Origin of the sequence: Streptococcus oralis (assembly GCF_006175905.1) — a bacterium.
In the GTDB taxonomy this organism is placed as follows: domain Bacteria; phylum Bacillota; class Bacilli; order Lactobacillales; family Streptococcaceae; genus Streptococcus; species Streptococcus oralis_BG.
Genome location: NZ_SSNB01000001.1, coordinates 745,451 through 769,181 on the forward strand (window position 1 = coordinate 745,451; position 23,731 = coordinate 769,181).

Annotated in this window: 24 protein-coding genes; 19 read left to right on the forward strand and 5 right to left on the reverse strand. The window is 42.2% G+C overall.

What is annotated here, in order from left to right; all coding sequences use genetic code 11:
• Positions 1 to 71 precede the first annotated feature (71 nt).
• Complete coding sequence (locus tag E7Y33_RS03690) at positions 72 to 1,922, forward strand: polysaccharide biosynthesis protein (protein ID WP_139689679.1); 1,851 nt, start codon at positions 72 to 74, stop codon at positions 1,920 to 1,922.
• A gap of 95 nt (positions 1,923 to 2,017) precedes the next feature.
• Here E7Y33_RS03690 and E7Y33_RS03695 read toward each other — a convergent pair whose 3' ends face one another.
• The 3 genes from E7Y33_RS03695 to sdaAB are packed head-to-tail and all read right to left on the reverse strand — an operon-like array spanning position 2,018 to position 4,227.
• On the reverse strand, positions 2,018 to 2,647 hold the full coding sequence (locus E7Y33_RS03695; RefSeq protein ID WP_139689680.1) for an HAD-IA family hydrolase: 630 nt from the start codon (positions 2,645 to 2,647) through the stop codon (positions 2,018 to 2,020).
• Positions 2,648 to 2,674: 27 nt separating this feature from the next.
• Positions 2,675 to 3,547, reverse strand: a complete 873-nt coding sequence (gene sdaAA / locus E7Y33_RS03700) for an L-serine ammonia-lyase, iron-sulfur-dependent, subunit alpha (RefSeq protein WP_000500029.1) — start codon at positions 3,545 to 3,547, stop codon at positions 2,675 to 2,677.
• An 8-nt stretch (positions 3,548 to 3,555) separates the two neighbouring features.
• A complete protein-coding gene (gene sdaAB, locus E7Y33_RS03705) occupies positions 3,556 to 4,227 on the reverse strand; it encodes an L-serine ammonia-lyase, iron-sulfur-dependent subunit beta (protein WP_139689681.1) in 672 nt (223 codons plus the stop codon).
• Between the two features lie 241 nt (positions 4,228 to 4,468).
• On the opposite strand from sdaAB, the gene apf reads away from it, so the two are divergent.
• From apf to mnmG, 8 genes are all read left to right on the forward strand, one after another.
• A complete protein-coding gene (apf, locus tag E7Y33_RS03710) occupies positions 4,469 to 5,101 on the forward strand; it encodes an aggregation-promoting factor (RefSeq protein ID WP_139689682.1) in 633 nt (210 codons plus the stop codon).
• 277 nt (positions 5,102 to 5,378) lie between these two features.
• Positions 5,379 to 6,185, forward strand: a complete 807-nt coding sequence (locus E7Y33_RS03715) for an ABC transporter substrate-binding protein (protein ID WP_139689683.1) — start codon at positions 5,379 to 5,381, stop codon at positions 6,183 to 6,185.
• A 15-nt stretch (positions 6,186 to 6,200) separates the two neighbouring features.
• Complete coding sequence (locus E7Y33_RS03720) at positions 6,201 to 7,397, forward strand: argininosuccinate synthase (RefSeq protein WP_000031910.1); 1,197 nt, start codon at positions 6,201 to 6,203, stop codon at positions 7,395 to 7,397.
• 27 nt (positions 7,398 to 7,424) lie between these two features.
• Positions 7,425 to 8,816, forward strand: a complete 1,392-nt coding sequence (gene argH / locus E7Y33_RS03725) for an argininosuccinate lyase (RefSeq protein ID WP_139689684.1) — start codon at positions 7,425 to 7,427, stop codon at positions 8,814 to 8,816.
• 319 nt (positions 8,817 to 9,135) lie between these two features.
• Complete coding sequence (gene mnmA / locus E7Y33_RS03730; RefSeq protein WP_070799887.1) at positions 9,136 to 10,257, forward strand: tRNA 2-thiouridine(34) synthase MnmA; 1,122 nt, start codon at positions 9,136 to 9,138, stop codon at positions 10,255 to 10,257.
• Between the two features lie 66 nt (positions 10,258 to 10,323).
• Positions 10,324 to 10,710 carry an SseB family protein gene (locus tag E7Y33_RS03735; RefSeq protein ID WP_237665638.1) on the forward strand — a complete coding sequence of 129 codons (387 nt, stop codon included), beginning with the start codon at positions 10,324 to 10,326 and terminating at the stop codon, positions 10,708 to 10,710.
• 302 nt (positions 10,711 to 11,012) lie between these two features.
• Positions 11,013 to 11,468 (forward strand): NUDIX hydrolase, encoded by a 456-nt coding sequence (locus E7Y33_RS03745; protein WP_139689685.1) that lies wholly within the window; start codon positions 11,013 to 11,015, stop codon positions 11,466 to 11,468.
• An 8-nt stretch (positions 11,469 to 11,476) separates the two neighbouring features.
• Entirely contained in the window at positions 11,477 to 13,390 is a 1,914-nt protein-coding gene (gene mnmG, locus E7Y33_RS03750; protein ID WP_139689686.1) for a tRNA uridine-5-carboxymethylaminomethyl(34) synthesis enzyme MnmG, read from the forward strand.
• Between the two features lie 38 nt (positions 13,391 to 13,428).
• Here the strand turns inward: mnmG and rnjA are convergent, their stop codons facing one another.
• Together rnjA and E7Y33_RS03760 are read right to left on the reverse strand one after the other, a co-directional pair.
• Positions 13,429 to 15,111 (reverse strand): ribonuclease J1, encoded by a 1,683-nt coding sequence (gene rnjA, locus E7Y33_RS03755; protein WP_061428200.1) that lies wholly within the window; start codon positions 15,109 to 15,111, stop codon positions 13,429 to 13,431.
• A gap of 1 nt (position 15,112) precedes the next feature.
• Positions 15,113 to 15,346, reverse strand: coding sequence for a DNA-dependent RNA polymerase subunit epsilon (locus E7Y33_RS03760; RefSeq protein WP_000639581.1), 234 nt, complete (start codon positions 15,344 to 15,346; stop codon positions 15,113 to 15,115).
• A gap of 553 nt (positions 15,347 to 15,899) precedes the next feature.
• Between E7Y33_RS03760 and E7Y33_RS09505 the strand changes: the two genes are divergently transcribed.
• The 10 genes from E7Y33_RS09505 to E7Y33_RS03815 all read left to right on the forward strand — a co-directional run bounded on the left by E7Y33_RS09505 (position 15,900) and on the right by E7Y33_RS03815 (position 23,705).
• The gene (locus tag E7Y33_RS09505; RefSeq protein ID WP_237665639.1) at positions 15,900 to 16,322 is read left to right on the forward strand and encodes a hypothetical protein; all 423 of its coding nucleotides are present in this window, start codon (positions 15,900 to 15,902) and stop codon (positions 16,320 to 16,322) included.
• A 254-nt stretch (positions 16,323 to 16,576) separates the two neighbouring features.
• Entirely contained in the window at positions 16,577 to 16,792 is a 216-nt protein-coding gene (locus E7Y33_RS03770; RefSeq protein ID WP_071851717.1) for a hypothetical protein, read from the forward strand.
• Positions 16,793 to 17,046: 254 nt separating this feature from the next.
• On the forward strand, positions 17,047 to 17,730 hold the full coding sequence (tsaB, locus tag E7Y33_RS03780) for a tRNA (adenosine(37)-N6)-threonylcarbamoyltransferase complex dimerization subunit type 1 TsaB (RefSeq protein ID WP_139689688.1): 684 nt from the start codon (positions 17,047 to 17,049) through the stop codon (positions 17,728 to 17,730).
• Complete coding sequence (rimI, locus tag E7Y33_RS03785; RefSeq protein WP_139689689.1) at positions 17,727 to 18,164, forward strand: ribosomal protein S18-alanine N-acetyltransferase; 438 nt, start codon at positions 17,727 to 17,729, stop codon at positions 18,162 to 18,164. The genes tsaB and rimI overlap by 4 nt, the downstream gene beginning before the upstream one ends.
• Positions 18,154 to 19,164, forward strand: a complete 1,011-nt coding sequence (tsaD, locus tag E7Y33_RS03790) for a tRNA (adenosine(37)-N6)-threonylcarbamoyltransferase complex transferase subunit TsaD (protein WP_139689690.1) — start codon at positions 18,154 to 18,156, stop codon at positions 19,162 to 19,164. The genes rimI and tsaD overlap by 11 nt, the downstream gene beginning before the upstream one ends.
• Positions 19,165 to 19,260: 96 nt before the next feature.
• Positions 19,261 to 20,124 carry an XRE/MutR family transcriptional regulator gene (locus tag E7Y33_RS03795; RefSeq protein ID WP_139689691.1) on the forward strand — a complete coding sequence of 288 codons (864 nt, stop codon included), beginning with the start codon at positions 19,261 to 19,263 and terminating at the stop codon, positions 20,122 to 20,124.
• A 115-nt stretch (positions 20,125 to 20,239) separates the two neighbouring features.
• Entirely contained in the window at positions 20,240 to 20,905 is a 666-nt protein-coding gene (locus E7Y33_RS03800) for a CPBP family intramembrane glutamic endopeptidase (protein WP_139689692.1), read from the forward strand.
• 70 nt (positions 20,906 to 20,975) lie between these two features.
• Complete coding sequence (locus E7Y33_RS03805; RefSeq protein WP_139689693.1) at positions 20,976 to 22,202, forward strand: MFS transporter; 1,227 nt, start codon at positions 20,976 to 20,978, stop codon at positions 22,200 to 22,202.
• A gap of 176 nt (positions 22,203 to 22,378) precedes the next feature.
• Entirely contained in the window at positions 22,379 to 23,005 is a 627-nt protein-coding gene (locus E7Y33_RS03810; RefSeq protein WP_000673207.1) for a hypothetical protein, read from the forward strand.
• A 91-nt stretch (positions 23,006 to 23,096) separates the two neighbouring features.
• Positions 23,097 to 23,705 carry a hypothetical protein gene (locus tag E7Y33_RS03815; protein ID WP_025172597.1) on the forward strand — a complete coding sequence of 203 codons (609 nt, stop codon included), beginning with the start codon at positions 23,097 to 23,099 and terminating at the stop codon, positions 23,703 to 23,705.
• Positions 23,706 to 23,731 lie beyond the last annotated feature (26 nt).

Genomic DNA, 23,731 nt, shown 5'->3' on the forward strand with positions numbered 1-23,731 from the left:
AGTATGTTGAAACGAGGCATATTATGAAGAAAACAGCTTTATCCGACTCTTGTAAGGGGGAGTAAACTTCGATGAATAAAAAACTAGCAGATTATGTTATTGATCTGGTTGAAATTTTGAATAAACAACAAAAACAGGTGTTTTGGGGGATATTCGACATTCTGAGTATGGTGGTTTCCATCATCGTATCTTATATCTTGTTTTATGGCCTAATAAATCCTGCGCCTGTGGACTACGTGATCTATACTCTTTTAGCCTTCTTCTTCTATCAAATCATGATTGCTTTTTGGGGGCTGAATGCTAGTATTAGCCGCTACAGTAAGATTACGGATTTCATGAAAATCTTTTTTGGAGTAACATTTAGCAGTGTTCTTTCCTATGGAATCTGCTATGCCTTCCTTCCATTGTTTTCTATCCGTTTCATCGTACTCTTCATTTTGTTGAGTACCTTCCTCATCTTGCTTCCTCGTATCACTTGGCAGCTGATTTATTCTAAGCGCAAGCAAGGTAGTGGAGATGGAGAACACCGTCGGACCTTCTTGATCGGTGCTGGTGATGGTGGTGCCCTCTTTATGAACAGCTACCAACATCCAACTAGCGACCTTGAGCTAGTGGGGATATTGGATAATGATGAAAAGAAAAAGGGACAAAAACTAGGTGGAATCCCAGTATTGGGCTCTTATGATAATCTGCCTGAATTAGCTAAACGTCACCAAATCGAGCGTGTTATCGTAGCGATCCCTTCGCTTGACCCATCAGAGTACGAACGCATCTTGCAGATGTGTAATAAGCTAGGCGTTAAATGTTACAAGATGCCTAAGGTTGAGACAGTCGTTCAAGGGCTCCATCAGCCAGGTAGTGGTTTCCAAAAAATTGATATCACAGACCTTTTGGGCCGTCAGGAAATTCGTCTCGACGAATCGCGTCTGGGTACTGAGATTACAGGCAAGACCATCTTGGTGACAGGAGCTGGTGGTTCGATTGGTTCGGAGATTTGTCGTCAGGTTAGCCGCTTCAATCCCGAGCGTATCATCTTGCTTGGACATGGTGAAAACTCAATCTATCTCGTTTATCATGAATTGATCCGTACATTCCAAGGAATTGATTATGTTCCTGTTATTGCAGATATTCAGGACTATGATCGTCTCTTGCAGGTGTTTGAGCAGTACAAACCAGCCATTGTTTACCATGCTGCAGCCCACAAGCACGTTCCGATGATGGAGCGCAATCCAAAAGAAGCCTTCAAAAACAATATCCTCGGTACCTACAATGTTGCCAAGGCTGTTGATGAGGCCAAAGTACCTAAGATGGTCATGATTTCGACTGACAAGGCGGTCAATCCACCAAATGTTATGGGTGCAACTAAGCGCGTGGCAGAGTTGATTGTCACTGGCTTTAACCAACGTAGCAAATCAACCTACTGTGCAGTTCGTTTTGGGAATGTTCTCGGTAGTCGTGGTAGCGTGATTCCTGTCTTTGAACGTCAGATTGCTGAAGGCGGTCCTGTAACGGTGACAGACTTCCGTATGACACGTTACTTTATGACCATTCCAGAGGCTAGCCGTCTAGTAATCCATGCTGGCGCTTATGCCAAGGACGGAGAAGTCTTTATCCTCGATATGGGCAAACCAGTTAAGATCTATGACTTGGCTAAGAAAATGGTTCTTCTAAGTGGGCACACGGAAAGTGAAATTCCAATCGTTGAGGTCGGTATCCGCCCAGGAGAAAAACTCTATGAAGAACTCTTGGTTTCGACCGAATTGGTTGATAACCAAGTCATGGACAAGATTTTCGTTGGTAAGGTTAACGTCATGCCTCTAGAAGCCATTGATCAAAAGATTGAAGAATTCCGTTCACTCAGCGGAGATGAGCTCAAAAAAGCCATCATTTCCTTTGCAAATGAGACAACCCATGCTGAATAAGGGTGACTAATCAACTAATTATAAATAAAAGGCCAAGATTCTGTTTGTACAGGACCTTGGCCTTTTTACTCTGTAATTTCAAATCGTTGTATTATCTATAGTTGCTTAGTGATGTCGTCAATGGTATGGGCGATCCAGTCAGGTTGATAGCTGAGCAAATCAGCCTCTTCTCCAAATCCCCAAGTAACAGCAAACTTTTTAATGCCAGTTTCTTGGGCCCCGATCATATCAAACTTAGTATCCCCGATGATGAGGACTTGGTCTGCAGGGAGTTGATGTGTTTGCAAGGCGTAACGGATGACATCCGCCTTGTGTGGCGTTTCAGGACTAGAGCCGTAAATGCCATCAAAGAAATGATGGATTCCCAGATTTTTAGTCATATCATGAGCAGTAGGAGTATTCTTTGTTGTAGTGATGTAGAGAGGGTAGTTTTGTGAAAGTTCTTGAAGCAATTCCGTTATTCGGGGGAAAAGCTCTGCTTCATGAATTCCTTTTTTCTTGTAGTAAGAACGGTAGATTTGAACAGCTTCTGAGATTTGTTCTTTTGGAAGGCAGGTTGCAAAACTACTTTCAAGTGGCGGGCCCATGAAACCACGAATGGTTTTGGCATCAGGGCTTGGAACTCCTAGCTCTTTAAAGGTATGGGTAAAGGCATTGTGGATCCCGATGGAACTGTCAACCAGGGTTCCGTCTAGATCAAAAAAGATTGCTGAGATAGAGGGCATAGTTTCTCCTAATAGATATAGATAAGCTTATTCTCCGAAGATTTCTTTTTGTAGGCGACGACCAGTCGGGGTAGCTGCGAGTCCACCTTCAGCCGTTTCACGAAAGGCAGTTGGGAGGCTGGATCCGACTTGGTACATGGCATCGATGACTTCGTCAACAGGAATTTTAGACTCGATACCTGCCAAGGCCATGTCTGCTGCGATAAAGGCAAAGCTGGCTCCCATGGCATTTCGCTTAACACAGGGAACTTCGACCAAACCAGCGACGGGGTCGCAGATGAGGCCCAGCATATTTTTAATGACAAAGGCGATGGCTTGACTAGCCTGATAGGGGCTTCCACCTGCAGCTAAGGTTAAGGCTGCGGCACTCATGGCAGAGGCAGAGCCAACCTCGGCCTGGCAGCCACCTTCAGCACCTGAGATAGAGGCGTTGTTTGCGATAACCAATCCAAAGGCACCAGCAGCAAAGAGGAAATCCAGCTGTTCTTCGTGGCTAAGGTCAAGTTTTTGGATAGCAGCAGTGAGAACGGCTGGCAGACAGCCGGCACTTCCTGCGGTTGGAGTGGCGCAGACCAAGCCCATCTTCGCATTGTGTTCATTAACTGCGATGGCATTGCGGGCTGCTGATAGGATGGTAAAGTCCGACAAGGCCTTGCCACTTTTGAGATGGCGGTCTAGTTTGGCCGCGTCTCCACCCGTTAGGCCACTACGGGATTTATTTTCACTGAGACCGAGCTCGACAGAGGCTTTCATGACTTCTAGATTGCGTTCCATGAGAAGGAGAACTTCTGGCCGTTCTCGACCGGTTAGTTGATATTCTGTCGCAATCATGAGTTCTGCGACATTTCCTTGGAAGTCTAGATCTGCTTGCTCAACCAATTCTTTGATAGAATAAAACATGTTTCCTCCTACTTAAAGAAATTGACATTGTGGAGATGAGGGATTTTTCGGATTTCTTCAATCGCCTCTTCGCAACTTCGACTATCGACTTCGATAATCATGATGGCTTTTTCTCCAGCTTTTTCCCGAGTCACATTCATCTGGGCGATGTTGATATCAAAACGAGAGAGGGCTTCTGTGACATGGGCAATCATACCCGGAACATCCTGATGCACGATGATGATGGTCGGTGTATTCATGTTGAGAGAGACAGCAAAGCCGTTAAGCTCCGTAACTTGGATATTTCCCCCACCGATGGAAATCCCTGTCACACTAATGGACTTATGGTCATTCTTTACAGTGATTTTAGTGGTGTTAGGGTGAGGAGCGTTGCTGTCCTTCTGAATGGTCCAGACAATCTTGATACCACGTTTATGGGCAATCTCTAGGCTATTTGGAATATCAGGATCATCCGTATCCATACCTAATATACCAGCGACGAGAGCAAGGTCAGTTCCATGACCACGGTAGGTTTTGGCAAATGAGTTAAATAATTGGAATTCGACTTCTGTCGGCGTATCGTCAAAGATGGAAGAGACGATTTTTCCGATACGAACAGCTCCAGCAGTATGGCTACTTGATGGACCAATCATAACTGGTCCAATAATATCAAAGACAGATTGAAAACGAAGTGAGTGCATCTGTTTCCCCTTACAAAGATTCTTATATCTATTATATCAAAGAATGGACCGCTGCGCTTATTTCCCTTATCAAAAGCTTAAAATGATTAAAGATAGTATAAAATAAGGTCTTTTGTGACAAAAACCTCCATAAAACGGTAAATATAAAACATTTTTGTAATATTTCTACATAAAACCGTTAAACAACGGTAACATTTAAAAGGTATCATAGATATATCCAATGGAAGGAGAATTTTTAGATATGTCATTAACAACTAAAAAAATTAAAACAACTATCGCAGGAGTAGCAGCTTTGCTTGCTTTCTTTGCTCCATCACTTGCATCTGCGCAAGAATCTGTAACTTACACAGTTAAATCAGGTGATACTCTTTCAGAAATCGCTGAGAAGTACAATACAACTGTTGAAAAATTGGCAGCAAAAAACAACATCAAAGATATTCACCTTATCTTTGTTGACCAAGTTTTGGTTATCGAAGGAACAGCTTCTACTGTAGCTCCAGCAGCAACAACGGAAGAAACAGCTCCAGTAGCTACAGAAACAGTTGAAGAAGCTCCAGCAGCAACAACAACTTATGAAGCCCCAGCTGCACCTGCAACTCCTGCAGCCCCAGCAGCAGAAAGCAACACTGCAGCAACTTCTACTGTAAGTGGTTCTGAAGCAGAAGCCAAAGAATGGATCGCTCAAAAAGAATCAGGTGGTAGCTACACTGCTACAAACGGACGTTACATCGGACGTTACCAATTGACAGATTCATACTTGAACGGTGACTACTCAGCTGAAAATCAAGAACGTGTAGCAGATGCCTACGTTGCAGGACGTTACGGTTCATGGACAGCTGCCAAGAACTTCTGGCTTAACAACGGTTGGTATTAAGAATACAAGAGTCCTTTAGGGCTCTTTTTTGTTTCTCTATAACAAAAAGCGTAACAATCTTCTCAGCAATGCTCTATTTGTATAATTCTAACGAAATTCTTCAAATTGTTTTAAAACTCAAATAGTATAAATAGGCTTATTATATGTAAAAATATATCATATAATAAGCTTTTTCTTGATTTAAATGAAATAAAATACAGTTTTTTCTTGACAAACGAGAATGAGAATAGTATTATTTATACAATAATAAAGTATAAAAATAAAAGGAGGCTCTTCTATGAATAAAGTGAAGAAGGTGTTGATGACGATGTTTGGTTTGCTTATGTTTCCCTTATTATTTGCTTGTAGTAACACTCAATCCCAAGGTGTTGAAGCCATTAAGGCTAAAGGAAAATTGGTGGTGGCCCTAAATCCAGAGTTTGCTCCATTTGAATACCAGAAATTGGTCGATGGGAAAAATCAGATTGTAGGTTCAGATGTTGAGCTAGCCAAAGCCATAGCAAAGGAACTGGGTGTAGAAGTGGAGTTCTCTCCAATGAGTTTTGACAATGTACTAGCTAGTCTTGATTCAGGTAAGGCTGATCTTGCCATATCAGGTGTTTCTAAAACGGAGGAGAGAAGTCAAGTTTACGATTTTTCAATTCCCTACTACACTTCGAAAAATAAGGTTATCGTAAGAAAATCTGAATTAACGAATTACCAATCAGTCAAGGATTTGGCTCAGAAAAAGGTTGGAGCCCAGAAAGGTTCTATCCAGGAAACTCTGGCCAAAGAAACCCTGCAGAATGCTTCTCTTGTTTCACTTCCTAAAAATGGAAATTTGATAACAGATTTGAAATCAGGGCAACTAGATGCGGTTATCTTTGAAGAACCAGTGGCGAAAGGATTTGTAGAGAATAATCCAGACCTAGCCATCGCTGAGTTTGATTTTGACAATGACAAAGAAGATTCCTACGCTGTTGCGATGAAAAAAGATAGTAAAGAATTGAAAGAGGCGGTTGACAAAACCATCCAGAAGTTGAAGGATTCTGGGGAGTTGGACAAATTGATTGACGATGCTTTTAAAGCCTCTATCGAAAAATAGAAAGAAGGAAGAGAAATGAGTAAGGAAAAAGTCATTTTAGCCTATTCAGGTGGATTAGATACATCAGTTGCTATTACATGGTTAAAAAAAGACTATGATGTGATCGCTGTTTGTATGGATGTGGGTGAAGGAAAAGATTTGGAGTTCATCCACGATAAAGCTCTCAAGGTTGGGGCTGTTGAGTCTTATGTCATTGATGTTAAGGAAGAATTTGCTAACGACTATGTTTTAGTGGCCCTTCAGGCTCATGCCTACTACGAACAAAAGTACCCCTTGGTATCTGCTCTGAGTCGCCCTCTTATTTCAAAAAAACTCGTTGAAATAGCTCATCAGACGGGGGCAACCACAATTGCCCATGGTTGTACAGGCAAGGGAAACGACCAAGTTCGGTTTGAAGTCTCTATTGCAGCTTTGGATCCCAATCTAAAGGTAGTTGCGCCTGTTCGTGAGTGGAAATGGTCTCGTGAAGAAGAAATCCAATATGCAAAAGAAAACGGCGTTCCAGTTCCTGCTGACCTTGACAATCCTTACTCTGTCGATCAAAATCTTTGGGGACGTGCAAATGAATGTGGTGTTTTGGAAAACCCTTGGAACCAAGCGCCAGAAGAAGCATTTGGAATCACATCTTCGCCAGAAGAGGCACCAGACAGTCCAGAATTTATTGACATTGAGTTTAGTTGCGGGGTGCCTATCTCCCTCAATGGAGAGAAGATGAAAGTGGCTACTTTGATTCAAAAGCTAAATGAAATTGCGGGCAAACACGGTGTCGGTCGTATTGACCATGTGGAAAATCGCCTAGTCGGTATTAAGTCAAGAGAGATTTATGAGTGCCCAGGTGCGGTGACTTTATTGGCAGCTCATAAGGAGATTGAGGACTTGACTCTTGTGAGAGAAGTGGCTCATTTCAAACCTATTATCGAAAATGAGTTGTCCAATCTCATCTATAATGCCTTGTGGTTTAGCCCAGCAACTCAGGCTTTGATTGCCTATATCAAGGAGACACAGAAAGTTGTCAATGGAACTGCAAAAGTTAAACTCTATAAGGGGAATGCCCAGGTAGTGGCTCGGAAATCTCCAAATTCTCTTTACGATGAAAATTTGGCGACTTATACTAGTGCGGACACCTTTGACCAAGATGCGGCTGTTGGATTTATCAAGCTTTGGGGGCTTCCGACTAAGGTTTATTCAGAAGTTCAGAAAAATGTTGAGTAGTGACGCGATAGAAAGGGACGACAGGATATGTCGAAAAATACAAAATTATGGGGTGGTCGATTTGAAGGCACTGTGGAAGATTGGGTAGAACAGTTCGGTGCGAGTATTTCCTTTGACCACCAGCTGGCAAAATTTGATTTGATGGGCTCCCTAGCTCATGTTCAAATGCTAGGACAGACTGGCATTTTGAGCTTGGAAGAGGCAGAGCAGATCCAAGATGGTCTGAAAGCTTTGTTGCGAGATTTAGAGGCAGGGGAGCTTCATTTTGATATTGCAAATGAAGATATTCATATGAATATGGAAGTGTTGCTGACAGAGAAAATCGGTCCTCTGGCTGGGAAACTGCACACGGCTCGTTCTCGGAATGACCAAGTCGCAACAGATATGCACTTATATCTAAAGGAGCAGCTTGGCCATGTTTTGGATAAGTTGGCGAATCTGAACAGTGTTTTGCTGGATTTGGCTGAAAAACATGTAGAAACCATCATGCCAGGCTATACCCATTTGCAGCACGCCCAACCGATTAGTTTTGCCCATCATCTCATGGCTTATTACAATATGTTTCAAAGGGATAGCGAACGCTTTGCATTTAACCTGAAACATACGGACCTATCTCCTCTGGGTGCGGCTGCTTTGGCAGGGACAACTTTTCCAATCAATCGTCAATTATCGAGTGATTTATTGGGCTTCCAACAACCCTATATCAATTCCTTGGACGCAGTGAGTGACCGTGATTTTATCTTGGAATTTCTGTCAAATGCCAGCATTTTGATGATGCATATGAGCCGTTTTTGTGAAGAAATCATCAATTGGTGCAGTTTTGAGTATCAGTACATTAGCTTGTCTGATAGCTTTTCAACGGGTTCGTCTATCATGCCCCAGAAGAAAAATCCTGATATGGCCGAATTGATTCGAGGGAAGACAGGACGAGTTTACGGGAACTTACTTGGACTATTGACCGTCATGAAGTCTTTGCCTCTGGCCTATAATAAGGATTTGCAAGAGGACAAGGAAGGCATGTTTGATACAGTAGAAACGATTTTAAATTCTCTGGATGTGTTGGCAGGTATGCTATCGAGCATGCAGGTTAATAAGGCCAAAATGCAGCAATCTACAGAGAATGATTTTTCGAATGCGACCGAACTGGCAGATTATTTGGCAGGGAAAGGCTTGCCATTTAGAGAAGCTCATGAAATAGTAGGGAAATTGGTTCTAGACTCTATCAAGCATGGTAAAAATATCCAAGATTGGGATTTGAAGGAGTTGCAAGCCTACCATCCCTTGATTGAAGAGGATATTTATATCTACTTGCGTCCAGAAACCGCTGTTCAGAGACGGAATTCCTTAGGAGGAACCGGCTTTGAGCAAGTGAAATACCAGATAAAACAAGCGAAGAAAGAACTTAAAGGGGAAAATTGATTCGTTTGCAAAGTAAGAAAGAGAGGTTGAGATGATTTATCAGCCTCTTTCTTGTCTTCTCCAACCAAGCGTGTTATAATGAATACTGCTCAAGCGACCTTCAATCGTTAAAGCACACACGACCTTCAATCGTGAACTAGTCATTTCGTTTATCTTTTATTACGTTGTTAACTCGTCTTGCCTAACTCAAGTTATGCCTGCGACTCGTTGCCTAGTACTAAAAGCAAACGAAATAACTATACTCAAATAAATTCTATTGAAAGTCATAGTAAATAGAATTTTGAGGGGTATAAATAAACGAATAGATGGGAGACTTACCATGAGTGATAACTCTAAAACACGTGTTGTCGTGGGGATGAGTGGTGGTGTTGATTCGTCGGTGACGGCTCTCTTGCTCAAGGAGCAGGGCTACGATGTGATCGGTATCTTCATGAAGAACTGGGATGACACAGACGAAAATGGCGTCTGTACGGCGACCGAAGATTACAAGGATGTGGCTGCGGTGGCAGACCAAATCGGCATTCCTTACTACTCTGTCAATTTTGAAAAAGAGTACTGGGACCGCGTTTTTGAGTATTTCCTAGCGGAATACCGTGCGGGACGCACGCCAAATCCAGACGTTATGTGCAACAAGGAAATCAAGTTCAAGGCCTTTTTGGACTATGCCATGACCTTAGGCGCAGACTATGTAGCGACTGGGCACTATGCCCGAGTAGCGCGTGATGAGGATGGCATCGTTCATATGCTTCGTGGCGTGGACAATGGCAAGGATCAGACCTATTTCCTCAGTCAACTTTCGCAAGAACAACTCCAAAAAACCATGTTCCCACTGGGGCATTTGGAAAAGCCCGAAGTACGAAAAATAGCAGAAGAAGCAGGTCTTGCGACTGCCAAGAAGAAAGATTCGACAGGGATTTGCTTTATCGGAGAAAAGAACTTTAAAGAATTTCTCAGTAACTACCTGCCAGCCCAGCCAGGTCGCATGATGACCGTAGATGGACGCGATATGGGCGAGCATGCAGGTCTTATGTACTATACGATTGGTCAACGTGGCGGACTCGGTATCGGTGGGCAACACGGTGGTGACAATGCGCCGTGGTTCGTTGTCGGAAAAGACCTGAGCAAGAATATCCTCTATGTCGGCCAAGGCTTCTATCATGATTCGCTCATGTCAACAAGCCTAGAAGCCAGTCAAGTCCACTTTACTCGTGAGATGCCAGAGGAGTTTACGCTCGAATGTACGGCTAAATTCCGCTATCGTCAGCCTGACTCTAAGGTGACAGTCCATGTCAAAGGAGACAAGGCAGAGGTCATCTTTGCGGAACCACAACGCGCCATCACACCAGGACAGGCAGTTGTCTTTTACGATGGCGATGAGTGTCTCGGTGGCGGTTTGATTGACAATGCTTATCGTGATGGACAAGTTTGTCAGTACATTTAAGATTTTCTAAGAGGAAAGAGAATGTTTCAGTTTTTTAAGAAAAAAACGGCTAAAAAATAGCAAACAATGAGCCTTTCTGACTATAAGAAAGAGTATTTGAGAGAGAAAACGACAGAGTCGATTGAAGCCTTGTTCAAGGAATTGAAACAAGCTAAAGTCTGGGTCCCCTTCAATCCGAATCTTCTGGATGAGAGTGATGAACAAGAAGGGGTACGACTAAAACCGGATATTCTGCGAAAGGGAGACGACTACTTCTATCCTTGTTTCTTAACTGAACAAGATATTCCTAAGGACTATTATGACCGTTTTTCCTGGTTGCAATTACCTCTTACGGACTGTTTAGTTGTTGCGGAAGAGATGGGGGAGTTTCCGGTGAGAGGGATTGTTTTAGATGCTTTCGCTGACTCGGTTGAGATTGACAAAGGAGCTTTTGAGGCGATTCGCCAATCATAGTACATTTAGATTGACAAATTTTCTCAATTTGCTACAATAATAAAAGCAATAGAAATGATGGTCAAAGCTCATGGATGTTGCAGGCTTTTTGTCCTGCACTTCTTTGGAGTTTTGACTGTTTTTGTGTCGTTTAATACTCTTCGAAAATCAAATTCAAACCACGTCAGCTTCACCTTGCCGTAGATATATGTAACTGACTTCGTCAGTCTTATCTACAACCTCAAAGCAGTGCTTTGAGCAACCTGCGACTAGCTTCCTAGTTTGCTTTTTGATTTTCATTGAGTATAAGGGAAAGGATAAAAATGACTCAACAAGACTTTCGGACAAAAGTGGAAAATACTGTTTTTGGTGTTCGGGCGACAGCCTTGATTGTCCAAAATGGCAAGCTTCTAGTCACCAAAGACAAGGACAAGTGTTACACTATCGGCGGTGCGATTCAAGTCAATGAAAGAACGGAAGAAGCGGTAGTCCGCGAAGTGAAGGAAGAACTGGGTGTCAAAGCTCAAGCTGGACAGCTAGCTTTCGTAGTTGAAAATCGTTTTGAACAAGACGGTGTTTCCTATCACAACATCGAGTTTCATTATCTGGTGGACTTGCTTGAGGATGCCCCATTGACCATGCAGGAAGATGAGAAAATACAGCCCTGTGAGTGGATTGACTTGGATGAGTTAGAGGATTTCCAGCTGGTTCCAGCCTTTTTAAAAACAGCCTTACCAGATTGGGACGGCCAGCTGCGACACATTCATCTTGAAGAATAGGAGAGAAAATGACTTATAATTTTACAGAAGAATACGATATTATTGTAATCGGTGCGGGGCACGCTGGGGTGGAGGCATCCCTAGCTGCTAGCCGTATGGGCTGTAAGGTCTTGCTTGCGACTATCAATATTGAAATGCTGGCTTTCATGCCTTGTAATCCTTCTATCGGCGGTTCAGCCAAGGGGATTGTCGTGCGTGAGGTAGATGCTCTCGGTGGCGAAATGGCCAAGACCATTGACAAGACTTACATCCAGATGAAGATGCTCAACACTGGGAAAGGTCCAGCTGTTCGCGCCCTTCGTGCGCAAGCTGACAAGGAGCTTTACTCTAAGGAAATGCGCAAGACGGTTGAAAACCAAGAAAATCTGACCCTTCGTCAGACCATGATTGATGAGATTTTGGTGGAAGATGGCAAGGTTGTCGGTGTTCGTACAGCGACCCATCAAGAGTATGCCGCAAAGGCCGTTATCGTGACCACAGGGACAGCTCTCCGTGGGGAAATTATCATCGGGGACCTCAAGTACTCGTCAGGACCAAACCATAGTCTAGCTTCGATTAACCTTGCTGACAATCTCAAGGAACTGGGTCTCGAAATTGGTCGTTTCAAGACAGGAACTCCTCCACGTGTCAAGGCTTCTTCTATCAACTACGATGTGACAGAAATTCAGCCAGGAGATGAAGCACCAAACCACTTCTCATACACTTCGCGTGATGAGGACTATGTCAAGGATCAGGTGCCATGCTGGTTGACCTACACCAATGGTACCAGTCATGAGATTATCCAAAACAACCTCCACCGTGCGCCTATGTTTACAGGTGTGGTTAAGGGAGTGGGCCCTCGTTACTGTCCATCAATTGAGGACAAGATTGTGCGCTTTGCGGATAAGGAACGCCATCAGCTCTTCCTTGAACCAGAAGGGCGCAATACAGAGGAAGTCTATGTTCAAGGACTTTCAACCAGTCTGCCTGAGGATGTTCAGCGTGAGCTAGTTCATTCCATCAAAGGTTTAGAAAATGCTGAAATGATGCGAACTGGTTATGCCATTGAGTACGACATGGTCTTGCCACACCAGTTGCGTGCAACTCTGGAAACCAAGAAAATCTCAGGCCTTTTCACAGCTGGTCAGACAAATGGAACGTCAGGTTACGAAGAGGCGGCAGGACAAGGGATTATCGCGGGTATCAATGCCGCTTTGAAAATCCAAGGAAAACCTGAGTTGATTTTGAAGCGCAGTGACGGTTATATCGGGGTGATGATTGATGACTTGGTGACAAAGGGTACCATTGAACCTTATCGCCTTTTGACCAGTCGAGCTGAATACCGCCTCATCCTCCGCCATGATAATGCTGATATGCGTTTGACCGAGATGGGACGTGAGATTGGTCTCGTTGATGATGAACGTTGGTCTCGATTTGAAATCAAGAAAAATCAATTTGACAATGAGATGAAGCGTCTCGACAGCATCAAACTTAAGCCAGTTAAGGAAACCAATGCTAAGGTTGAGGAAATGGGCTTCAAGCCGTTGACAGATGCAGTGACAGCCAAAGAATTCCTTCGCCGTCCAGAAGTTTCTTACAAAGATGTGGTAGCTTTCATAGGGCCAGCTGCTGAGGAATTGGATGACAAGATTATCGAATTGATTGAAACAGAAATCAAGTACGAAGGCTATATTTCCAAAGCCATGGATCAGGTTGCCAAGATGAAACGCATGGAAGAAAAACGCATTCCAGCCAATATAGATTGGGATGATATTGATTCTATCGCGACAGAAGCTCGCCAAAAGTTCAAACTCATCAATCCAGAAACCATTGGTCAAGCCAGCCGTATTTCGGGAGTAAACCCAGCAGATATTTCTATTCTGATGGTGTATTTAGAAGGTAAAAATCGTAGTATTTCTAAAAATCAAGAAAAGAAAGCATAGAGAAAAACAGCTCCGATTTTCGGAGCTGTTTTGTTGCTTTATTCTTCTTCGTCTGGTGTGAGGATCATCGGGATGATGATTGGTTCACGTTCTGTGTTTTCATAGAGGAAAGGACGAATAGCGTTGACAATGGCACCATTGACAGATTGGATGCTAGCATCTTTGTTTTTCAATGCGATACGAATAGCATTGAAGAGGATGCGCTGGCTTTGGCGAATCAAGTCGCCAGATTCTCTCATGTAGACAAAGCCTCGGCTGAGGATATCTGGGCCAGACAAGATCATTTTAGATTTGAAGTCAACAGTTGCGACTGCAAGTACGACACCGTCTTCAGATAGATCACGACGATCTTTGAGGACGGCTGCACCGATTTCGCCGATACGATTTCCATCGACATAGATATCTTGGGCGTTGAAATGGCCTGCGATACGAGCAGAATCTGCAGTAAGGGCAAGCACATCGCCATTGCTCATGATAAAGATATTGTCCTTCTCGACACCAGTATCCACCGCTAGTCCAGCATGGACTTTCTGCATACGGTATTCACCATGAACAGGCATGAAGTATTTGGGCTTGATCAAACGGAGCATGAGTTTTTGCTCTTGCTGACCGCCGTGCCCAGAGGTGTGGATATTGTTAATCTTTCCGTGAATGACTTCGACACCAGCTTCAGAAATGATGTTAATCAGCTTATTGACACTAGTGGTGTTTCCAGGGATTGGGCTAGAAGAGAAGATAACGGTATCGCCGGGTTGGAGTTGCACCTGACGGTGGGTTCCGTTAGCGATACGAGAGAGGGCTGCCATCGGCTCCCCTTGACTACCCGTGCAAAGGATAAGAACCTCGCCTGCAGGGTAGTCTTTGATTTCATTTGGCTCGATAAAGGTTCCCTTAGGAGCTTTGATGTAGCCAAGCTCGATCCCATTGACAATGGCCTTTTCCATAGAACGACCAAAGACCGCAATCTTGCGTCCAGTCTTAACAGCGGCATCTGTTGCTTGTTGGAGACGGAAGATATTTGAGGCAAAGGATGCAAAGATGATACGTCCTTCAATGCCTTGGATAATCTTCATGATGGACTGGCCAACGACTTTTTCAGAGTTGGTAAAGGTTGGCACTTCCGCATTTGTCGAGTCAGAGAGGAGACAGAGCACACCTTCTTCACCAAGGGCAGCCATACGGTGCAAGTCTGCAGGCTCTCCAACTGGAGTAAAGTCAAACTTAAAGTCACCCGTACAAACGATTTTCCCTTGAGGAGTATGAATGACAATCCCTAAAGGCTCTGGAATGGAGTGGGTTGTTCTAAAGAAAGTTGCCTTGAGATTTTTAAAGGTCAACTCAGTATTGTGGTTGATTTCGTAAAGTTTGGCGTTGCGCAAGAGACCATGTTCTTCGAGTTTTCCACGGATTAAAGCTAAGGCAAGCGGTCCAGCGTAGATAGGGACATTTGCTTGTTTGAGCAGGAAGGGAATCCCACCGATGTGGTCCTCGTGTCCGTGTGTAATCAAAACAGCCTTGACGCGGTCGATATTGTCCACGATGTAAGAGTAGTCAGGGATAACGTAGTCAATACCCAGCAAGTCATCTTCTGGGAATTTAATCCCAGCATCGACGATGATAATTTCGTCTTGGTATTCAATTCCGTAAGTGTTTTTCCCGATTTCTCCCAGACCACCGATGGCAAAAACGCCGACTTCTTCAGGTTTAAGAGTATAGGCCATATTAGAACTCCGTAATCTCGAAAGCGCCAGTTTCTTTTTCGTAATCTAGCAATTTGTCAGACAAGAGTTCGATAAATTCGATATTGTACTCTGGGCGGTTTTCTTCGACAAGTTGGCGAGCAGCGATACGGCCCTCAAGTTCTGAGTTGGCATCGATGTCTAGGTAAAGTGAGCGTGTTGTTTCACGACGTGGGCTACGTTCTTTTGTTTCTTGATAAAAAACTTTGTAAATCATATAGTTCCTTTCTATTTACAGGTCAGCTTACTCCAAACTTTTAGCAGAGATTTGCTTGATTTCATTCCATTTTGCGTCTAGATTGACCTTGATTCGTTACAATTATTTCAATTATACCACAAAATGAAAAATTAGTAAAAGAGGGAAAATGGAGAAAGTAGGGAGGGGAAGAAGGAGCAAAAAGACAGGTAGGATTTGGTCAGAGAGCGCTTAGGTGTTATAATGAAAGGGGGAATATAAAGAGATAGTGGATTTAAGGAAGAATATAGTTCTAGTTTCATTAATCGTTGATGTAGATGGTTGGGACAGAATGATATCTTTGAAAAAAGAAAAAGCTCTTGAGAAATCTCGAGAGCAAACAAAAAGGCTGAGACAAAATTAAGGGATCTTTCTGAGCAAGCTCAAGGGGCAGCACCATTACCTGAAGTGATTGAATCACAACCTTTGAAAGACTTGTCACCAAGTCAGACCAAATCTCAACCTTTACCTTATTTTATCATCTATGAGGCTAAGAAGTCAATCTATAAGTATAACGATGTAGAAATAGCATGGAGTGGAGTGTTTACTAAAGAGGCAAAGAAAAGCCCTTGATCAAAGTCAAGAGCCTACTAATAACATTGGGGGCGAACTAATCAATCGCAATTCCGGTTATTTAGAAGGCGAACCCTCAAGGACAGCACCACAGCCTGAAGAGCCAAAGGCTCAACCTGATTTTCCTACCAATGTTCAATTATATTTTAACATTGACAAGTCAGTGAAGTCAAGTTATCGGTTGCGTGGTGGCTACAAATACCCTGAAGATGCGAACATAAGGACTTTAAATAAGTATGCGGATGCTTTGCAACGGTCAGCACAACAATATTTAGATAGATTTGCCAATCAAAAAATCATCTACACTTTTAACGAAGATAACCAACTGAACGCTCTGTTACCAGTCGCCCTACGTTATCCTCTCGATATTTATACTTTACTATAACTTACTGAGGGAATCAACTTTAAAAGCATCAAAAAGCTCCTGACCGAAGTCAAGAGCAGTCAAACAATGGGGGCGAATTGTTCAATCGCAATTTCAGTTCTTTAGAAACCAAAGTTTCAGGGATAGCACTGCAACCCGAAGAGTCAACGACTCAACCTGATTTTCCTACCAGTGTTGAATTACATTTTAACATTGATAGACCAACATTGTCAACAGTTTATATAAAAATAGCAATACCAAAAGGAGGATTAAGAATGTTTAGTTTGTTTGAATTTGCAGTAGGGGTTCGCCTCTTGGTGTTTGTAGTCTTTGTAGCTTGTGTCTATGGGGGGAATGCCCTGTTTGTTCATCTGGAACACCGCAAAACAAAGTTCCTTTGGAAGCTTGCTTTTGTGACGCTCTATTCAATTTTTCTCCTCCTTGTAACCTATGTTGTCTGGCTTGTTTTCTACTTTGGTTTAAATGCCTAAAGTCAATTATTCCTCTAGATATACAGAAAATCCACCTCGTCTTGATAGATGGGATGGACTTTTTCTATTTTTAGGTGCTATCTTTATTGTTATGACGATGATTTCTCACATCGAAAATCGAGTTAAGGTATATATGACTTATTTACACTTCTTTTTGTCTAAGTGGCAGGCCCTTTTGTTTCAAAAAGAAGAAAATTCCCATGCGTCAGCTTTTGTAGTATAATAGTAAGCAGACAAAAAGATAGGAATGTGTTATGAAAGTATTAGCTTTTGATACGTCCAGCAAGGCTCTTTCTCTAGCCATTTTAGAGGATAAGCAAGTTCTTGCCGAGACTATGATCAATATCAAGAAAAACCACAGTATCACCCTTATGCCTGCCATCGATTTTTTGATGGCAAGTCTGGACCTGACACCCAAGGACTTGGATCGAATCGTGGTGGCAGAGGGACCAGGTAGCTACACAGGTTTACGAATTGCGGTAGCCACTGCCAAGACTTTGGCTCATACTCTCAAGATTGAGCTGGTCGGTGTGTCTAGTCTGCTGGCTTTAATCCCAAAACAGGTGGAAGGTTTGGTCATTCCTGTCATGGATGCCCGCCGCAATAATGTTTATGCAGGATTTTACGAAAATGCCCAGTCAGTCTTTCCAGAAGCGCACCTGTCTTTTGCGGAAGTGCTAGAGCAGGTCAAGAATGCTGAACAGGTAACCTTTGTCGGAGAAGTTGGAGCCTTTGTGGAACAAATCCAAGAGCATCTGCCACAAGCTAGCTACCAAGAAACCTTGCCAAATGCAGCTAATCTAGCTCTTTGGGCATGGGACAAGAAAGCAGCCTCCTTGCACGACTTTGTGCCAAATTACCTCAAGCGTGTCGAAGCCGAGGAAAACTGGCTCAAGAATCACACCGAGTCTGGCGAGTCTTACATTAAACGCTTATGATAGAAATCAAACGAATCCAAAAACAGCCTGAACTAGCTCAACCCATCTATGCTGTCATGGCAGCTGTTTACCCAGTCAGCCCTTGGACGCTGGAACAAATCCAAGAAGACCTGTCCCAAGATCAGACTTGGTATGCTCTGGCTTATGGTGGGGCAGAAGTGATTGGCTTTCTAGCCGTTCAGGAGAATCTCTTTGAGGCAGAAGTCCTGCAAATCGCTGTCAAAGGAGCCTATCAGGGTCAGGGGATTGCGTCAGCCTTGTTTGCAAAGTTGCCGACGGATAAGGAGATTTTCCTCGAAGTGAGGGAATCTAATCACCGAGCGCAAGCATTTTACAAGAAAGAAAAGATGGCGGTCATCGCTGAGCGAAAGGCTTACTACCATGACCCAGTCGAGGACGCCATTATCATGAAGAGAGAAATAGATGAAGGATAGATATATTTTAGCATTTGAAACATCCTGTGACGAGACCAGTGTCGCCGTCTTAAAGAACGACGACCAGCTCTTGTCCAATGTCATTGCTAGTCAAATTGAGAGCCACAAACGTTTTGGGGGCGTAGTGCCAGAAGTTGCTAGTCGTCACCATGTCGAGGTTATTACAGCCTGTATCGAGGAGGCGCTAGCAGAAGCAGGGATTAGCGAAGAAGATGTGACAGCTGTTGCCGTCACCTATGGGCCAGGATTAGTTGGAGCTTTACTAGTTGGTTTGTCAGCTGCTAAGGCCTTTGCATGGGCACATGGACTTCCGCTTATCCCTGTTAATCACATGGCTGGGCACCTCATGGCAGCTCAGAGTGTGGAGCCTTTGGAGTTTCCTTTGTTGGCACTCTTGGTCAGTGGTGGGCACACAGAGTTGGTCTATGTTTCTGAGGCTGGCGATTATAAGATTGTTGGGGAGACCCGAGATGATGCAGTTGGGGAGGCTTATGACAAGGTCGGTCGTGTCATGGGCTTGACCTATCCAGCCGGTCGCGAGATTGACGAGTTGGCCCATCAAGGTCAGGATGTTTATGACTTCCCTCGTGCCATGATCAAGGAAGACAATCTGGAGTTTTCATTCTCAGGTTTGAAGTCTGCCTTTATCAATCTTCACCACAATGCTGAGCAAAAGGGAGAAAGCTTGTCTACAGAGGATTTGTGTGCTTCCTTCCAAGCAGCTGTCATGGATATTCTCATGGCAAAAACCAAGAAGGCTTTAGAAAAATACCCTGTTAAAACCCTTGTCGTGGCAGGTGGCGTGGCAGCCAATAAAGGTCTCAGAGAACGCTTGGCAGACGAAATCAAAGATGTCAAGGTCATCATTCCACCCTTGCGTCTCTGTGGAGACAATGCAGGTATGATTGCCTATGCCAGTGTCAGCGAGTGGAACAAAGAAAACTTTGCAGACTTGGACCTCAATGCCAAACCAAGTCTCGCCTTTGATACCATGGAATAAAGAGTCAGCTTGAAGCTGGCTTTTTTGCTAAAATATTTTATAATATGCTAAAAAAGGAAAAGTTTTTACGAATAGAATAGTAAAGGGAGTTTGGCTATGATTGAAAAAATGGAATTGGGAGAATTTTACAAGGAATTGCGCCTGGCGAGAAAGCTCAAGCAGTCAGATGTGGCTTGTGATGGACTGACAGCATCCCAGCTATCCAAGTTTGAACTAGGGCAGTCTATGCTGTCTGCGGATAAGCTGATCCTAGCGATCCAAGGGATAAATGTGACCTTCGATGAATTTGGACACAAGCTCAACAACTATCAAGAATCCCCACATATGCGAATTGGTAGAAGGGTTGTGGATCGCTTTGCCCATCAAGATATTGCTGGCTTAGAGCAACTGTTGGAGGAAGTCGAGCAAGAACAGATGGCGCAGACCTATCGTCGTTTGAATGCTATTGTGATTAAAAATGCCATCCATTCCTTAGATAAAAACTATCCGCTAGAAGAGGAGGATAGGGAGTTTTTGACTACTTATCTCTATGCTATTGAATCTTGGACCTGGTTTGAACTCTATCTTTTTTGCAATACCATGCCTTTCTTGAGCAATCAAGATTTGATTTTTTTATCAACCTCTTTACTTGAAAAATCAAAGGAATTTAAAGAGTTAGTACACAATCGATTGTATATGAAACAAGGGCTGTTAAATATTATCTCAGAGCTCATGGAGCGCAAACTTTTCTCCTATATCCCAATCTTTGAAGCCGAGTTGGAGAGTATGCTCCGTCCATACGATGTTTTTGAGAAAGTATTGTGGCAGTTTCTAAAGAAGATGAGCATTTTCCTTCAGACCAAGGGAAGCAATCAAAAAGAGATTGAACACTTTATCCAATCTTTGCAGGTATTAGAGAATCCCCAATTAACAGCCCTTTTTGAACTACGCTTACAGCAATACAAAGAACTTATCGATTAACAAACAATCGCAAATAAGAAATTACTATAAGAAAAAATGTCAAATATGCGATTTTCTAAAATGAGGTGGTTTCCGTGTTATACTTTCTTTATTTCATAGTATAGGAGAAAATAGAATGAAAAAGATAATCTCACGCTACTACTTGTTTATAGCTATTCTACTTGTCATTGCTGACCAGTTCTTGATTCGTTTGCTTTTACATAGCGACCTTGCTGCTGGTCTATCTGACTTTGCCTATTATTTGTCAGATATGATGTTGAATTTTCTGGTGGTTCTGCTTGCTTTTATTGTTATGGTTTGGTCAGGGAAATGGCAGAAAATCAACAGTAGAAAATTTAAAGGTTCTTATCTTTTCTATTACTTTTTAGCACTTCTTGCTTTTGTTATTTGGAATTTCGTCACCTTTTTTCTTTTCCCACCTACTCGAAATGAAATTTCTTATCAACATGCTGCTTCTACTTTTACAGGAGCTACGGCATTTTTGATGTATTTTTTTTATCCTGTGATTGCAGGTCCCATTTTTGAAGAGATGATTTATCGTGGATTGGTGATGACTGCTCTGGAAAAAGGGAAGAAATGGGGACTGGATGTGCTCGGTTCGGCTGCTTTGTTTGGAATCTTGCACATTAGTAGTCATGGTTGGGTCTTGACAGACTTTGTCTTCTATATGGGTGGAGGTCTTATATTTGCAGTCTTATTTAGGGTGACCAAGTCCATTTATTGGCCTATTGGACTGCATATAGTTTACAATGGCATTGGTCAAATTTTACCGTTGCTGTAATTTTAGGTGCTCAGCAATATCGGTCTATTCTTGGGGAAAAGTTCCCATTTGAATTCAAAAAGGAGTTGCGATGAAAGTATTTATTCAAAATAGAGATTTTAGGCAATTAACCATCAATCAGTGGATTTCAACGGTTGGGGATACGATTTTTTATCTTGCTTTTTTGAATTATGTGGCAGATGCTTCGTTTGCCCCCTTGGCAATTTTACTCATTACGATTTCAGAGACTGTTCCTCAAGTTCTGCAAATCTTTATGGGAGTTTTGGCTGATTTTCAACATTATCGTGTTCTAAAGTATACGGTTATTAGTTTTGTCAAATTTGTACTTTATTCTATAGTGGCACTTTCGCTTTCAGGGCAGTCCTTTTCCTTATGGCTAGTATTCTTTATTTGTTTGATGAACCTTTTGTCAGATACATTGAGTTACTTTTCAGGAGCCATGCTAACTCCTATTTTTATAAGAATCATTGGGAAAGAACATCTGACAGAAGCCATTGGTTTTAAACAATCAACAGTTAGTTTAGTTCGGACAATCAGTAATATTCTAGGAGGGATTTTACTAGGAATTCTTTCCATTCAGTTCATTTCCTTACTAAACGCTCTGACGTTTCTGATAGCATTTGTAGGTATTCTTCTCATAAAAAATGATCTTTTGAAAGTTGAAAAAACAATTAGCTATCAAGAAGGTCTTTCTATAAAATCGTTTTGCCAGCATTTGTTCCAATCATCGAAATTGATCTGGAATATGGATAGAGTGATCTTCATTTTATTTATCGTCTCTATCAGCCAAGCTGTGATCAATGTCACTGTTCCTATTTCGACTCTCTTTTTAAGAAACCAACCGTTTTTGAATTTACAAACTGGTCAATCTCTTGCTTTGTTATCAACACTAGAATTGTTAGCACTTATTATCGGAAGCCTTGTGAGTGGCTATCTGAAAAATATGATTTCTATAAAAACAGCTCTATACGCTTCGGTCGTCATCCAGTTACTCCTTCTAGTAGGATTTGCCACAGTTCATTTTGGCTTGATTCTGCTTTTCAGCTCCTTGGATGCCTTCATTGCAGGGTTACTCTCTCCTAGATTTCAAGAACTCGTCTTTAAACAAATACCTGAGGAGTCAATGGGAGCGGTTCAATCCTCTATTGGTGCGATTACGGTTGTTTTACCAAGTCTATTCACAATCGTCTTCGTAACGATTGCTACAAGTTTTGGGACCCTAGCGGTCAGCTTTATTCTATTGCTATTACTCCTAACCGCATTTGTCATGCTCTTGAATATTCGTGAGAGCATTTAGCGGAGAATTTGTATAATATGTGTTTGAGACTGGATTGCCAGTCTTTTTTATTTTGACTATCTGTTACTAGTTTTTGATCAATTCTTTGTTTCCTCAAAATTTAGAGAACAAATCTCAAAATGTAATCGAAAAATTCAAAGTTTGTCAATCCTAGAGTTTTCTTGTATAGTAGAAATATGAAATTTACAAAAATAATTAGTAGTTTGCTTGCTATTGGAGTGCTAATCTTATTTATAAAATCTTACCAAAACTTTAAAAATTTGGAATTTCCTAGTACGCAGTTAGTCATGTTTAAATCTCTTTCCTTTTATATGTCCACAGAATCTTTTGAAAAAGTATTTGGAGAAGCTGATAAAGTTGTTGAGGAAACAGAAATGGCTTATCGTGATACTTGGCGTGCAGAAGACCCTTATTTTTATAAAACAGGTCGCCTCTTCTACTATTACGAAAACATGAGGTGGAAAGACTATACTGTTCGTGCAGATTTCACATTTTCAAAATGGCATACTTTAGAAGAAGTAAGAGTCTCTTTTCCTATCAATTCAAAAGTGGAACAGAAAGAACTGGTCAACAATTTATCTCAGTTTATAAAAACAGAGATTGAAACTTTGCCAGACTATCAGTCTTTGACTGTTGAAATGCTAGGACTCGAGAAAGATTCTTATCGATATAAAGCCAAATTACAAGGACAAATGGAGGAACTCTGGGTTGAAGTCTATCCAACAGAACTAGGTTATCATGAGAAACCTGAAGATAAGAAATATGGGGTTGGGATTAGTCAATATCGGAGGCATGCATCGTAATCCTTTCCTTCTATACCCTAGAATAGAAGTCAGTTAATGGTTAACTCTTTTATCTTGGACAAATGATAGAGTTTTTTAGTATAGTAAAAATATGAAAATTACAAAAATAATCAGTAGTTTACTTGCTCTTGGAGCTTTACTCATGCTTTTATCAGCTTGCCATAATATCAACAAGACGCAACTAGTTTTGTTTGAATCCCTTTCGTTTGGTATGCCTGTTAAATCTTTTGAAGAAGTATTTGGAGAGGCTAGCCAAGTGGTGGAAGAAGAGGAAATGGCCTATCGCGATACTTGGCGTGCAGAAGACCCTTATTTCTATAAAACAGGTCGCCTTTTCTATGATTACGAAAATATTTCTTTGAAGGGCCATACAGGTCGAGTAAGATTCACATTTTCAAAATCGCATCGCTTGGAAGAAGCGACAGCTCATATTACTGTAGCTTCAAAAGGGGAGCAACAAGTAGTGATCAACAATCTATCCCAGACTGTAAAAAAAGAATTGGAAGAACTCCCAGATTACCAGTCCATGACCACTGATCCGGTAGGACTCTATGATGACGGTTATCGCTACAAGGTCAAGCTGAAAGGACAACAGTGGGAACTCTGGGTCGATGTCTATCCGACAGAAGATGAAGATGCTGAAAAAACTGAAGCCAACAAGTATATGATTCGAGTGGATCAATTTCTCATGTATCCATAAACAGGTAACATTTTTTACAATGTTTA

Coding starts and splice junctions, on each gene's coding strand:
- mnmA (WP_070799887.1), top strand. CDS start 9,136: ATGAGTGATAACTCTAAAACACGTGTTGTCGTGGGGATGAGTGGTGGT.
- E7Y33_RS03715 (WP_139689683.1), top strand. CDS start 5,379: ATGAATAAAGTGAAGAAGGTGTTGATGACGATGTTTGGTTTGCTTATG.
- E7Y33_RS03735 (WP_237665638.1), top strand. CDS start 10,324: ATGAGCCTTTCTGACTATAAGAAAGAGTATTTGAGAGAGAAAACGACA.
- E7Y33_RS03805 (WP_139689693.1), top strand. CDS start 20,976: ATGAAAGTATTTATTCAAAATAGAGATTTTAGGCAATTAACCATCAAT.
- E7Y33_RS03695 (WP_139689680.1), bottom strand. CDS start 2,647: ATGCCCTCTATCTCAGCAATCTTTTTTGATCTAGACGGAACCCTGGTT.
- sdaAA (WP_000500029.1), bottom strand. CDS start 3,547: ATGTTTTATTCTATCAAAGAATTGGTTGAGCAAGCAGATCTAGACTTC.
- mnmG (WP_139689686.1), top strand. CDS start 11,477: ATGACTTATAATTTTACAGAAGAATACGATATTATTGTAATCGGTGCG.
- E7Y33_RS03815 (WP_025172597.1), top strand. CDS start 23,097: ATGAAAATTACAAAAATAATCAGTAGTTTACTTGCTCTTGGAGCTTTA.
- E7Y33_RS03810 (WP_000673207.1), top strand. CDS start 22,379: ATGAAATTTACAAAAATAATTAGTAGTTTGCTTGCTATTGGAGTGCTA.
- E7Y33_RS03770 (WP_071851717.1), top strand. CDS start 16,577: ATGTTTAGTTTGTTTGAATTTGCAGTAGGGGTTCGCCTCTTGGTGTTT.
- rimI (WP_139689689.1), top strand. CDS start 17,727: ATGATAGAAATCAAACGAATCCAAAAACAGCCTGAACTAGCTCAACCC.
- E7Y33_RS03745 (WP_139689685.1), top strand. CDS start 11,013: ATGACTCAACAAGACTTTCGGACAAAAGTGGAAAATACTGTTTTTGGT.
- tsaB (WP_139689688.1), top strand. CDS start 17,047: ATGAAAGTATTAGCTTTTGATACGTCCAGCAAGGCTCTTTCTCTAGCC.
- E7Y33_RS03760 (WP_000639581.1), bottom strand. CDS start 15,346: ATGATTTACAAAGTTTTTTATCAAGAAACAAAAGAACGTAGCCCACGT.
- E7Y33_RS03800 (WP_139689692.1), top strand. CDS start 20,240: ATGAAAAAGATAATCTCACGCTACTACTTGTTTATAGCTATTCTACTT.
- sdaAB (WP_139689681.1), bottom strand. CDS start 4,227: ATGCACTCACTTCGTTTTCAATCTGTCTTTGATATTATTGGACCAGTT.
- tsaD (WP_139689690.1), top strand. CDS start 18,154: ATGAAGGATAGATATATTTTAGCATTTGAAACATCCTGTGACGAGACC.
- E7Y33_RS03690 (WP_139689679.1), top strand. CDS start 72: ATGAATAAAAAACTAGCAGATTATGTTATTGATCTGGTTGAAATTTTG.
- E7Y33_RS03795 (WP_139689691.1), top strand. CDS start 19,261: ATGATTGAAAAAATGGAATTGGGAGAATTTTACAAGGAATTGCGCCTG.
- rnjA (WP_061428200.1), bottom strand. CDS start 15,111: ATGGCCTATACTCTTAAACCTGAAGAAGTCGGCGTTTTTGCCATCGGT.
- argH (WP_139689684.1), top strand. CDS start 7,425: ATGTCGAAAAATACAAAATTATGGGGTGGTCGATTTGAAGGCACTGTG.
- apf (WP_139689682.1), top strand. CDS start 4,469: ATGTCATTAACAACTAAAAAAATTAAAACAACTATCGCAGGAGTAGCA.
- E7Y33_RS03720 (WP_000031910.1), top strand. CDS start 6,201: ATGAGTAAGGAAAAAGTCATTTTAGCCTATTCAGGTGGATTAGATACA.